The organism is Sphingorhabdus buctiana (assembly GCF_042680825.1).
GTDB lineage: Bacteria > Pseudomonadota > Alphaproteobacteria > Sphingomonadales > Sphingomonadaceae > Sphingorhabdus_B > Sphingorhabdus_B buctiana.
In genome coordinates this window covers 311,116-322,960 of record NZ_JBHUEL010000004.1, presented here as the reverse complement: position 1 = coordinate 322,960, position 11,845 = coordinate 311,116, and the positions used below count along the sequence as shown (strand labels likewise).

The 11,845-nt window shown below is 58.9% G+C and carries 11 protein-coding genes; 7 read left to right on the top strand and 4 right to left on the bottom strand.

Annotated features, from left to right (window positions below; all coding sequences use genetic code 11):
• Position 1 precedes the first annotated feature (1 nt).
• Complete coding sequence (locus tag ACFSAG_RS06670) at positions 2 to 1,063, top strand: ATP phosphoribosyltransferase regulatory subunit (RefSeq protein WP_374611611.1); 1,062 nt, start codon at positions 2 to 4, stop codon at positions 1,061 to 1,063.
• Here ACFSAG_RS06670 and ACFSAG_RS06665 read toward each other — a convergent pair.
• Positions 1,060 to 2,112: an alpha/beta hydrolase gene (locus tag ACFSAG_RS06665; protein ID WP_374611609.1), complete on the bottom strand. Its 1,053-nt coding sequence runs from the start codon at positions 2,110 to 2,112 to the stop codon at positions 1,060 to 1,062. The two genes, ACFSAG_RS06670 and ACFSAG_RS06665, sit on opposite strands and share 4 nt — an antisense overlap.
• A 148-nt stretch (positions 2,113 to 2,260) precedes the next feature.
• Between ACFSAG_RS06665 and ACFSAG_RS06660 the strand changes: the two genes are divergently transcribed.
• Positions 2,261 to 3,550 (top strand): adenylosuccinate synthase, encoded by a 1,290-nt coding sequence (locus ACFSAG_RS06660; RefSeq protein WP_374611608.1) that lies wholly within the window; start codon positions 2,261 to 2,263, stop codon positions 3,548 to 3,550.
• A 3-nt stretch (positions 3,551 to 3,553) separates the two neighbouring features.
• Here the strand turns inward: ACFSAG_RS06660 and ACFSAG_RS06655 are convergent, their stop codons facing one another.
• The gene (locus ACFSAG_RS06655; protein ID WP_381512695.1) at positions 3,554 to 4,444 is read right to left on the bottom strand and encodes a haloalkane dehalogenase; all 891 of its coding nucleotides are present in this window, start codon (positions 4,442 to 4,444) and stop codon (positions 3,554 to 3,556) included.
• Between the two features lie 89 nt (positions 4,445 to 4,533).
• On the opposite strand from ACFSAG_RS06655, the gene ACFSAG_RS06650 reads away from it, so the two are divergent.
• The 3 genes from ACFSAG_RS06650 (at position 4,534) to rpmB (ending at position 6,661) form a co-directional block, all read left to right on the top strand.
• The gene (locus ACFSAG_RS06650) at positions 4,534 to 5,073 is read left to right on the top strand and encodes a GNAT family N-acetyltransferase (protein ID WP_381512693.1); all 540 of its coding nucleotides are present in this window, start codon (positions 4,534 to 4,536) and stop codon (positions 5,071 to 5,073) included.
• A gap of 70 nt (positions 5,074 to 5,143) precedes the next feature.
• Entirely contained in the window at positions 5,144 to 6,265 is a 1,122-nt protein-coding gene (locus ACFSAG_RS06645; RefSeq protein ID WP_381512690.1) for an acyl-CoA dehydrogenase family protein, read from the top strand.
• Between the two features lie 105 nt (positions 6,266 to 6,370).
• Entirely contained in the window at positions 6,371 to 6,661 is a 291-nt protein-coding gene (gene rpmB, locus ACFSAG_RS06640; protein WP_374611601.1) for a 50S ribosomal protein L28, read from the top strand.
• A gap of 12 nt (positions 6,662 to 6,673) precedes the next feature.
• Here rpmB and ACFSAG_RS06635 read toward each other — a convergent pair whose 3' ends face one another.
• The gene (locus ACFSAG_RS06635; protein WP_381512687.1) at positions 6,674 to 7,696 is read right to left on the bottom strand and encodes an esterase-like activity of phytase family protein; all 1,023 of its coding nucleotides are present in this window, start codon (positions 7,694 to 7,696) and stop codon (positions 6,674 to 6,676) included.
• A gap of 160 nt (positions 7,697 to 7,856) precedes the next feature.
• Here ACFSAG_RS06635 and ACFSAG_RS06630 point away from each other — a divergent pair, with 160 nt between their 5' ends.
• A complete protein-coding gene (locus tag ACFSAG_RS06630; protein ID WP_374611597.1) occupies positions 7,857 to 8,198 on the top strand; it encodes a glycine zipper 2TM domain-containing protein in 342 nt (113 codons plus the stop codon).
• A gap of 52 nt (positions 8,199 to 8,250) precedes the next feature.
• Positions 8,251 to 11,217, top strand: a complete 2,967-nt coding sequence (locus tag ACFSAG_RS06625; RefSeq protein ID WP_381512684.1) for an L-glutamate gamma-semialdehyde dehydrogenase — start codon at positions 8,251 to 8,253, stop codon at positions 11,215 to 11,217.
• An 84-nt stretch (positions 11,218 to 11,301) separates the two neighbouring features.
• Here the strand turns inward: ACFSAG_RS06625 and ACFSAG_RS06620 are convergent, their stop codons facing one another.
• Entirely contained in the window at positions 11,302 to 11,844 is a 543-nt protein-coding gene (locus ACFSAG_RS06620) for a hypothetical protein (RefSeq protein ID WP_381512681.1), read from the bottom strand.
• Position 11,845: the final 1 nt, after the last annotated feature.

Sequence of the window (11,845 nt, the reverse complement as noted above, 5' to 3'; positions counted from 1 at the left end):
CATGACCAATAGCTTGCTACCCACCGGATTTCGTGACCGCCTGCCGCCAGAGGCCGATGCTTCGGCTCGGCTGGTGCGCGCCATTCTCGATACCGCAGCAAGCCATGGTTATGAGCGCGTGCAGGCACCATTGGCCGAATATGAGGCGAGCCTGACCGGCAGCCTCGGCACATCGGCACGCGATCTGCTGCGCTTTGTCGACCCGGTATCGGGTGAAACCATGGCGGTGCGCAGCGATATTACCGGCCAGATTGGCCGTATCGCCTCGACTCGCATGGGGCACCATCCGCGCCCAGTGCGCCTCTCTTATGGCGGCCCGGTGGTGAAGCTCCGCGCGACCCAACTTCGCCCCGAGCGCGAAATGATGCAGGTCGGTGCGGAACTTATCGGGCTCGATAACGTCACCGCCGCAATCGAAGTGGTGACCGTTGCCATCGAAGGACTGAAGGCTGCGGGCGTCAAGGACATCACGCTCGACCTGACCATGCCCGACCTACTCGACCTGCTGAAACCAAAAGGCGATCGCGAAGAATTGAAGGCGGCGCTTGATGCCAAGGACGCAGGCGCCGTTCCCGCCGCACTCGCGCCGCTGATTGCCGCGGCAGGTGCGTTGCCCGATGCGCTCGATCGGATGCGGGCGTTTGACAAAGAAGGCAAGCTCAAGGAACGGCTAGACGCCATTGAGGCGATTGCCGCCGCAGTTCCCGCCGATATTCGCGTCACGCTCGACCCCACTGAACGCCATGGCTTTGAGTACCAGACCTGGTTCGGTTTCTCGCTCTTTTCGGCGCAGGCCTCGGGCGAAATCGGACGCGGCGGGGCCTATCGCATTGGCAAGGAGCCGGCGATCGGCTTTTCGGCCTATATTGATCCCTTGATCGATGCCGGCCTTGCGCGGGGCGAGCGCCGTCGTTTGTTCCTCCCTATCGGCACCATGCCGCAAAAGGCCGCCAGCCTTCGTGCAGAAGGCTGGGTTACCGTTGCGCAATTGACCGAAGACGACAGCGCGGAGGCGCAGATTTGCACCCATGTGCTGCGCAACGGACGGCCCGAGCCGGTCTAAAGGCCAATAACGTGTTTCAACCAGGCATCCACAACCGGCGTCGCCGGATAAGATGGATCGCCTAGCTTGCGGTTGATATCGCCATGGCCCTTCAAGCCTTTACCTTCAAATGCGTTGAGCTGCACATCGGTACCCGATTTCTGCAACGCGTCCGCCAGTGCTTCTGACTGGCGCTTGCCGTCGGCGCGATCGACATGGAGGATAAGGAATGCCGGGGCATTGGGGCTTTGTGCGTGCCAATAAGGTGAAAGTTCCTTTTGCCGGGCCGCATCGGTGCCAAACGCCTGCACATAGGTTTGCTTCATAATCTGGGCCCCCTCGCGCATTTGTGCGGGAACATCATAGGCTGCTCCGTCAATCGGCATGACACCAGACAATGCGTCAAGGCCCAGCCCGGCACCGCGCAGATATTGCGGATCGGTGCCGACAAGGGCGGAAAGATGTGCGCCGGCGCTGTGCCCCATCAGCACCACGCGTGAACGATCGATCCCGAGTTTTTCGGCATTTTTGAGAAGATAGGCTACCGCTGCGGCAACATCTGCGCCCTGTTGTTCAACGGTCGCGGCTGGAACGAGGCGATAATTGATTGTCGCCAGATGGTAACCCAATCCGGTGTAATGCGTCACCTTATCAGTGCCTGTGGCGTTGCGTTTGTCCCCGCGTTTCCATCCGCCGCCATGGACGAACACCAGAAGCGGCGCTTTTTTGGCGTCGGTCTTTGCGCGATAGAAATCCAGCTTTTGCAGGGCATCGCTGCCATAGCTATATTCGACGCCATTCATCGCCTGGAATTGCCGATCATTGGTCGGGTTTGCGGTACGTTTGTCATCACCCAGCCGTGCCTGAATGCGTTCGCGCAATTCGCCGGTGCACTTGTCCGGAAGCTCACTACTGCGCGATTGCAAGCATTCGCGAAGCTTGCCGCGGTTCATCCCGCACAATTCCACGACGGCTCGACGGCATTCAGGGCTCAGTCGCTCACCGCGTTGCGCATGGCATGCGGTAGCCACCAGCGCGATGGTTGAGGCGGCGATTATCCAGTTACGCATCAATTTCCCTTTCGACTTTCTTTAGGGTGGACGAGAGGCGTCCATCGTCATAACGGGGCCTACGGCGAATCCCTTCGCGGAAAATCCCTTCTGCGCAGAAAAAGGCCACCACGCTCAATGTAGCGTGTGTTGTTTCGGGAAACCCGTAATGGCAAATGTTACCGTAATCGGCGCCCAGTGGGGCGACGAAGGCAAAGGCAAGATCGTCGACTGGCTGGCAAGCCGCGCCGATGCTGTAGTCCGCTTCCAAGGCGGGCATAATGCAGGCCACACCTTGGTGGTTGGCGACCAGACCTACAAATTATCGCTGCTTCCCTCCGGCATAGTCACCGGTACGCTGTCGATCATCGGCAATGGCGTGGTGCTCGATCCCTGGCACCTTAAATCCGAGATTGAAAAACTCGAAGGGCAGGGCGTTGTCATCAACACTGAGAATTTCGCAATCGCCGACAATTGCCCGCTCATCCTGCCGATTCACCGTGATCTGGATGGGCTGCGCGAGGCGGCTGCCGGTGCCGGCAAGATCGGCACGACTGGCCGTGGTATCGGCCCCGCTTATGAAGACAAGGTCGGGCGGCGCGCCATCCGTGTCTGCGACCTCGCGCATCTCGACGCGCTTGATGCGCAACTCGATCGGTTGTGCGCGCACCACGATGCCTTGCGCGCCGGTTTCGGTGAACCGCCGGTAGATCGCGAACGGTTGCTGGGTGACCTCCGCGAAATCGCACCTTTTGTGTTGCAGTACGCCCAACCCGTTTGGAAACGCTTGAAAAAGGTTCGCAAGGCCGGCGCCCGCGTTCTGTTCGAAGGCGCGCAGGGCGTGCTGCTCGATGTAGATCATGGCACATACCCCTTCGTCACAAGCTCAAACACGGTTAGCGGCACGGCGGCTTCGGGATCCGGGCTTGGCCCCAATGCCACCGGCTTCGTCCTCGGCATTGTAAAGGCCTACACCACCCGCGTAGGGTCCGGCCCGTTCCCGACCGAGCTTGAGGATGAAATCGGCCAACGCCTTGGCGAGCGCGGCCATGAATTCGGTACCGTCACCGGGCGCAAGCGTCGCTGCGGCTGGTTCGATGCCGTGATAGTTCGACAAAGCTGTGCGGTATCGGGCGTCACCGGCATTGCCCTTACCAAGCTCGACGTTCTCGACGGGTTTGAAACGATCAAGATCTGCACCGGCTATCGCCTGAATGGCAAGATCCTCGATTACCTGCCCAGCCATGCCGCTGATCAGGCCAATGTCGAGCCCATCTACGAAGAAATGCCCGGCTGGCAGGAAACGACGGCCGGCGCACGCAGCTGGGCTGATTTGCCTGCGCAGGCGATCAAATATGTCCAGCGCATCCAGGAACTGATCGAAACCCCGGTGGCGCTTGTCAGCACCTCTCCGGAGCGTGAAGACACGATCCTGGTGCGTGATCCCTTCGCCGACTGATCATTAACTCCCGGCTTTGACGACGTCAAAAATGGCGTCGACAAAGCCTTGGGGGTCATCTTCCTGGATGAAGTGCCCGCCGTGCAAAGTGCGGTGGGCAACCCGCTTGGTGCCGGGTACCCGTTCGTGGAATTTGCGGTCGCCGCCACGCGTAATCGGATCGCCATCGGAAAAGCAGCACAGGAAAGGCTTGTCGAATTTTTCGAGCACTTCCCATGCTTTAAGCTGGTCCGGCACCGCAACATTATCGCCCAACGGCACGAATGACGGATAGACCCGGGTTGCGACCTTCGATGCGCGGGTAGGGAAGGGGGCATCATAGGCCGCGATTTCAGCCTCGCTCAATCCCCGCTTGCTGCCCTTCGCGACAATCTTGCCGATCGGGAAAACCGGGCTGTAGCGCGAAAAGGCGCGCCAGATGGCAAAGGCACGCGGAGCGTCCTCTCCGGCAGGCAGGCCGCCATTGGAAAGGGCGACCCCCGCAAAGCGTTCGGGCATCGAAGCAACCAGACGCAATCCGATCAGCGATCCCCAATCCTGGCAGACGAGGATTATGTTTTTAAGGTCGAGTGCCTCTACCCATTCGCGCATCCAGCCGACTTGGGCGGCATAGCTATAGGCGCTGCGCTCCAATGGTTTGTCCGAACGACCAAAACCGATAAGATCGGGCGCAACGGAACGCAAACCTGCCTTGCTCACCGGGCCAATCATGTGGCGATAGAGATAGCTCCAAGTGGGTTCGCCATGCAGCATCAGCACCGGCTGGACATCGGCCCCGCCCTCATCGACATAATGCACCCTCAGGCCACCCGAAATTTCGACATAATTGGGCTGGTACGGCCAATCGGGCAGATTGGCGAAACGCGCATCCGGCGTGCGGTAAATTGTCATCATTTTCTCCCCTGTTGGTTTTACAACTAGGTGTGAAGGCGATGTGATTCAATCGGATTGCGCGTTTCATCATCATTCGGCAATCTGCACGGATGACCCACCCACCGACCATCAAACCGGCAAGTGAAGGGGATGCGGCCCAGATTGCCGGCATCTATGCCCATCATGTGCGCAACGGCACCGCAAGCTTCGATACCGAACCGCGCTCGATCGAGGCCACAATTGCGAAAATCGCCGAATGCGATGCGCACGGCTGGCCTTTCCTAGTCTGTGCCGATGGTGACACCATCCTTGGCTATGCCTATGCCACGCAGTTCCGTGATCGCCCCGCCTATGGCCTGGCATGCGAAGATTCGATCTATGTCCATCCCGATCATGTCGGCAAAGGCGTCGGCAAGCTTTTGCTGTCCGCGCTGGTCGACGCGGCCGAGGCATTTGGTTTTCGTCAGATGCTGGCGGTTATTGGTGGAGGAGAGCCTGCATCAGTCGCGCTGCATGCCAGTTTGGGTTTCGAACATGTTGGCCGGATGCGATCGGTCGGCCGCAAATTCGGGCGCTGGCTCGACTCGGTTTATATGCAGAGGGCACTGGGAGCGGGCGACAGCCAACCGCCTTCCAAAGAGCCAGCCTGAAGCAAGCCATTGCCGCTTGATTTAATCGTGCGATTAACTCAAAGACTTAGTCTGAAGAGAGGAACACCCAATGGAATTTGCAGGCATCGGCTATAGCGAGGAACAAATCCAGTTGCTCGACATTGCGAGCGAGTTCTGCCGTGAGAAATCGCCGATCGCAAAGGTGCGTGCGCTCCTAGAGAGTGAAAGCGGCTTTGATGCAGCTGTGTGGCAGGAAATCGTCGAACTGGGCTGGACGGCGATTGCCGTCCCCGAATCCCATGGCGGCGTCGGCCTCTCGCTTGCTGAGGTCGTTCCCGTGGTCGAGCAGATGGGCCGCAATCTTCTCGCTTCGCCCTTTGTGCCGTCGATCATCGCGCAACAGGCATTGCTTGTCGCTGGTTCGACTGAACAGCAGGCCGAGTGGTTACCGCGCCTCGCCGCTGGAGAGATTGCAGCGCTTGCTCTGGGTGAATCGAATGGTGATTGGGATTTAGGCAACATAGCTGCATCCGCAACGCGGGCAGGCGGGGTGTTGAAGCTTTCAGGCACCAAGCATTTCGTGCTTTGGGCGGACAGTGCCGATGTTTACGTCGTGTCGGTGCTGCTCGATGGAAAGCCTGCACTGCTGCTTCTTGAAAAATCCGCCATTAAGGCGGGAGTGTTGCGCCGCGAAATCATTGTGGATGAGACGAAACGCAGTTTTGCACTCACTCTTGATGGAATTTCGGTGCCGGAGACTGCTTTGCTCGACCCGGCAAAGGCTGGCGCTGCGCTTGCACAGATCGAGCTGGCGGCGAACCTCCTTCAAGCCGCCGAAATGTGCGGCGGGTCGCAGGCGGTGATCGACTATACGCTCGATTATCTGCGTACCCGCAAGCAGTTCGGCAAACTGATCGGCGAATATCAGGCGCTCAAACATCCGATGGTTGACGCCTATGTCGGCTATGAAAAGGCGCGCACCCACCTTTACAGCGCAGCGCACAGCTTTTCTGACCAGGGTAGGGGGGAAGTTGCAGTGCGCATGGCGAAGGCGGCCGCCGATGGCGCCTATAGCTATGCCGCGGACCGGGCTATCCAGTTTCACGGCGGATTCGGTTTCACCCATGATTGCGACGCGGGTCTCCACCGCCGGGCAGCGATTTTCCACGCCTCGCAATATGGCGATGCTGCATGGCACCGGAAGAAACTGGCGGACCTGTTGCTCGCATGAGGAAAAGGTCCGCAAAGGCTTGACCTTTGGCGGTCACAAGGTTAGGGGCAGCCACTTTCCGGGAACAGCGATTCCCGTTATTCGTCAATTATAGGGAATTTGAAGATGTCGCGCATTTGCGAACTGACCGGTAAGGGTCGCATGGTTGGCCACAATGTGAGCCACGCTAACAACAAGACCAAGCGTACCTTCCTGCCCAACCTGCAGAATGTCACCCTGCTTTCGGACAGCCTCGAGCAGGCATTCAAGTTCCGCGTTTCGGCTTCGGGCCTGCGCTCGGTTGAGCATGTTGGCGGTCTCGACAACTGGCTGCTCAAGACTTCGGACGAGAAGCTGAGCACCAACGCTCGCAAGGTGAAGAAGGCGATTTCGAAGAAGCAGGCTGCAGCCGCTTAATCGCAATTGGCTCTATAAAGTTTCAAAGCCGGGGGCGGTTTCCGCCTCCGGTTTTTTATTGGGCAAGTTGAGCGCAAATTTCATCAGGATGGTGCGCTGGAACGCAGTGAAATTATTGTCGGAAACCATCCAGACAATGATCCGCCCATTTTGCTGAGTGATTGCCAACCCCTCCATATTGTCGACCAGCAGGGGCGGGGCGATGCTTGCTATCACCTTTGGCGTTGCGACTTCGCCGCTTTGGATTTCAGAGGGGTCGAGGACTGCGAGCTTTGCTGAAAAACCCTGCGGAAAACCGATCCTGCGGTTGAGGATCAGCAGTCGTCCATCTGGCAATACGGTCGCGTCAGTAGGACGATAGCCTTCGGGTGCGCGATAGCCGAATGATATGTAGCGCGCACCTCGCTCTACCGGATCACCCGAATAGAGATAGCCGCTGTTGCTGCCATCGGCACGCTGATGCGTCTCGGATAACAGGACAAAACGACCATCATTGAGGCGCGTCATAGCTTCCACCCCACCATTCGCCTTCCAACCTTCGGTGAAAGGCAAGCGCTTGACACCATCGACCCGCCCTAATGAAGGAGAGAGCCGGCGCACCGCATGGCGTGCTTCATAGCTTATCCAGATGTGGCCCGATGTAGCGTCATAGGCCATCCCCTCGCTGTCCCTGTCGCGATAATCGAGCTGTTCGCCTTGTGCCCCCGGCAGCGCAGCGATGAAACTGCGCTCCATTTTGCCATTGGCCAAAGTGAACCCGATCAACGTTCCGGCATCGCTAACCGCGAGGAAACGGTTATCGCCCAAAGAGGTCAGGGCAGAAATGCCGCCGAAATCGCTGTTGTCGCTGCGCAGTTCCCAGCCATTCAGGAAAGTCAGTGCACCGACTTTGCGTCGTTCGGGATCGTTCGCATCCAGCGGCAAGGGTACAAGCTTGATTGATTGGCTGCTGTTGAGTGAATAGCGCCGCTCCCCGCCTATGGCGAAAAGAGCGAGAAGGATGAGCAAGGCGATGCGGACGAAGTTGCGCTGCATTCCAAGGCACATAGTCGTTCATCAAAAAAAGCCCAAGCCTGAACAACAGATAACATCCGCATTCAGCAACCGCTCAAATCGAATCGCTTATCCAGCAATCAACAGGGAAAGATTTCGAGGCGGGTTGGAACAAGATCCGCCAGTGCAAAGGAGAAAGACTATGAATGCCAAGAAATCGCTCGGAGCGCTGGTTGCCGCCGCAACGCTTGTTACTGGCTTTACTGCTACGCCTGCGGTTGCTCATCGTTATTATGACGATGATGGCTATTACAGCTATCGTGACCGTGACAATTACCGCAACTATCGCCGTGATCGTGGATATCGTTGCGACAAGGGTACTGGTGGTACTGTGATCGGTGCAGTCGCGGGTGGTCTTGCCGGACGTGAAATTGCCCGCCGTGGCAATCGTACCGAAGGTGCCATCATCGGCGCCGCAGTTGGCGCACTGGCAGGGCGTGCGATTGACAAGTCGGATAGCAACTGCCGCCGCCGTTATCGCTAATTGGTAACAATTGAAACTTGTCGCCGTATAGCCAGTGGCGCTATGCGGCGGCATGGCAAATCCAGTCGAATCCGCGCGCATGGCCATCCGGCCGATGTTCCGCGCCCCTGAACCCGAAACCCTGGCCCCGCTTGTCGCTTCAGCGCAGCTAAGCATTCTGGAACGTGCATCGATTGTCGGTCGGGCAAAGGGGCTACTCGGTGAATTACGATCGGCGCAAACCGATGGCTGGGTAAACCAGTTCTTACAGGAATATCGCCTCGGCACCGAGGAAGGCACCGCTCTGCTGTCTCTGGCAGAAGCCTTTTTGCGTGTGCCTGACGCTGATACCGCCGACCTGCTGATCGCCGACAAGCTTGGTGATGCCAATTGGCGCGCGCACAGCGGCAAATCTGCGAGTATGTTGGTGAACAGCGCCACCTGGGGCCTAGTCCTCGGCAAGGCGATGGTCGGCGAAGATGGGCGCGGTGTGTTGCGCAAATTGGTCTCGCGTGCAGGCGAACCTTTCGTCCGTCAGGCGGTGGGCGCCGCGATGCGCCTGATGGGCCAAGTGTTCGTGATGGGCCGCACTATCGATGAAGCGATCAAGCGCATGGATGCGGCCGAGAATAAGGGCTTCACGGCCAGCTTCGACATGCTGGGTGAAGCTGCGCGCACCCGTGCCGATGCTGAGCGCTATTTTGAGGCCTATCAGCAAGCGGTCGCTGCTGTCGGGGCAAATCCGGCGCGCGGGCATAGCGTTTCGGTCAAACTATCGGCGCTGCATCCGCGCTATGAAACCGCGAAGGCGGCCAGTTGCGTCCCTGAATTGGCTGCGATGCTGGTTGAACTTGCGCGACAAGCTGCGTCTGCAGGCGTGCAATTGACGGTCGATGCCGAAGAAGCAGCGCGGCTGGAAATGAGCCTCGACATCATCGAGGCGGCTGCTCGCGATCCGCAGCTGCAAGGTTGGGATGGTCTGGGAATGGCGGTGCAGGCCTATTCGAAACGCGCACGCCCCGTTCTCGCCTGGGCGGATGCAATGGGCCAGGATACAGGCCGGATCATGCAGGTTCGCCTGGTAAAGGGTGCCTATTGGGATAGCGAAATCAAATGGGCGCAGGAACGCGGCCTAGCCGATTATCCGCTATTCACCCGCAAGCCTTCGACCGATGTCTCCTATCTGGCTTGTGCCAAGGATATGCTGCGCGCATCGAACATTCGCCCGGCCTTTGCGACGCACAACGCGCTGACCGTTGCCACCATCCTCGAATGGGCTGGCCAAACCCGCGATTTCGAATTCCAGCGGCTGCACGGAATGGGGCAGGGGCTTTTTGAGAAACTCGTTCAGGATGAAGGCTATCATTGCCGGATCTATGCGCCGGTAGGCGGGCACCGTGACCTGCTCGCCTATCTCGTGCGCCGCTTGCTAGAAAATGGCGCGAACAGCAGCTTTGTCCACCAACTGGCAGATGAGGATATCAGCGAAGACGAACTGCTTGCCGATCCAGTCGAGAAGGTCTTGGAAGTTGGTGGAACCCGCCATCCCGCAATCCGCCTGCCATCGGAATTATTCATGCCAGAGCGTGCGAACAGTGAAGGGCTTGATCTGGAGGATTCGGCGATATTGGCCGACATCAGCGGCAAGGTTGCGGAGATGCCGTCCGTTCCTGCCGGAATGGATAGCGATGTCGCGTCGGCAATTGCCAATGCACAGTCTGTTTATCCGGCATGGTCGGTAACACCGGTTGAACAGCGCGCCGCTTGCCTCGATCGCTTGGCCAGCTTGCTGGAGCAGCACCGTGCCCCCTTGATGGCGATCGCCGTGCAGGAGGCAAAGAAAACCATTCCCGATGCATTGGCGGAAGTGCGCGAAGCGGTCGATTTCTGCCGCTATTATGCGGCGCGCGCGCGCCATGACCTTGCCCCGGTTGAACTGCCGGGACCAACCGGCGAACGCAACGTGCTGCGCCACGAAGGCCGCGGCGTATGGGCAGCAATTGCGCCATGGAATTTTCCGTTGGCTATCTTCCTTGGGCAGGTCGCCGCAGCATTGGTCGCGGGCAACACGGTGGTTGCAAAACCTGCGCCCCAGACCCCCGATATTGCCCGTTATGCGGTTTCACTGGCGCATCAAGCCGGCATTCCACGCGGTGCATTGCAACTGGTGACGGGCGGCGGTGATGTGGGTGCAGCCTTGACCGGCGATCTGCGCATAGCTGGCGTTGTCTTCACCGGTTCGGTTCCGACTGCAAAGGCAATCGCCCGCAACCTATTGGCCGATGATGCTCGCCCACTCGTTCCGCTGATTGCCGAAACGGGGGGGCTCAATGCGATGTTTGTCGATTCGACGGCCCTTTCGGAGCAGGTTGTGCGCGATGTCGTGATTTCCGGTTTCCAGTCGGCCGGCCAGCGTTGCTCGGCGCTGCGTCTTTTGTTGCTGCAGGAGGAGATAGCCGAACATACGATCGAGATGCTGGTTGGCGCAATGCGCGAACTGGTGGTGGGCGATCCGGCCAATCCAGCGAACGATATCGGCCCGGTCATCGATCAGGCCGCCTATGAGAAGCTGATGGCCTATCGCGCACAAAATGCCGCCCGCATCATTCATGAGGTTCCCGTGCCCGCAACTGGCCATTTCGTGCCGCCAACGCTGATGCGGCTCGATAGTCTGGATCAGCTCAATACCGAATGGTTCGGACCCATAGTCCATGTTGCCACTTGGCCCGCTGGAAAACTGGAAGAGACAATTGCGGCGGTAAACGCCAAGGGCTTTGGGCTTACCATGGGGCTTCATAGCCGCATCGCGCGGGTTTCAGAAACGGTCGAAACATGTGCCCGTGTGGGCAATCTGTACATTAACCGGTCGATGATTGGCGCGGTCGTTGGCAGCCAGCCGTTTGGCGGCGAGGGGCTTTCCGGTACCGGACCCAAAGCGGGCGGACCCAATTACCTGCACCGTTTCTGCGCGGAGCGGACTACCAGCGTCGATACCACCAGTGCAGGTGGCAATGCTTCGCTGCTGTCGTTGGAGGACTGAGACAAAAGGGGCAGTGCGCGACCCTCGCACCGCCCCTCCCCCCGTTAACGAGAACCCCTGTTAACGAGAAACATTTTGGATCGCTCAGTCGCGCGGAGTCTTTATATCCTGCATGCTGCGGTCGAGATCGCGACCCATTTGTTCAAACTGCGGTGCCATGGTGGCGAATGCACCGGCAAAAGCGCTGAGCATCGCCATCATCTGTTTTGTTCCCTGGCCGAGGGCACGTGGAAGATCGTCTGCATCGCGACCAGCCAGATCGGCGACCGTGGCATCATCGTCGATATGCCTGCGAACCGTGCCGGGGCGCGCCCTTTCGATTGCGGTTGCAAACTGCCCCACGGGCAGGTCGAGCATCGATTCCCCGATCTGCTCGACCATCGCCGCAACGCCATCCTGCATCACCGGATTGGCGAGATCGCGTGAAAGTTTGTCCAGCTTTTGATCTGTGCTCGGTCCTTCATTGTGATCGTCGGAATAGGGCAGGGCCGGGCTATTGCCAGCCGGTTCACCCGTGCCTGCGACAAACTGGATATCGGTGTCGGCCGCTTTTGCACCCGGCGCAAAGGCCAGCAATAGCACTGCCAAACCAGCCAGGGCCGGAACCCGCAAATCAATTGCACGCATC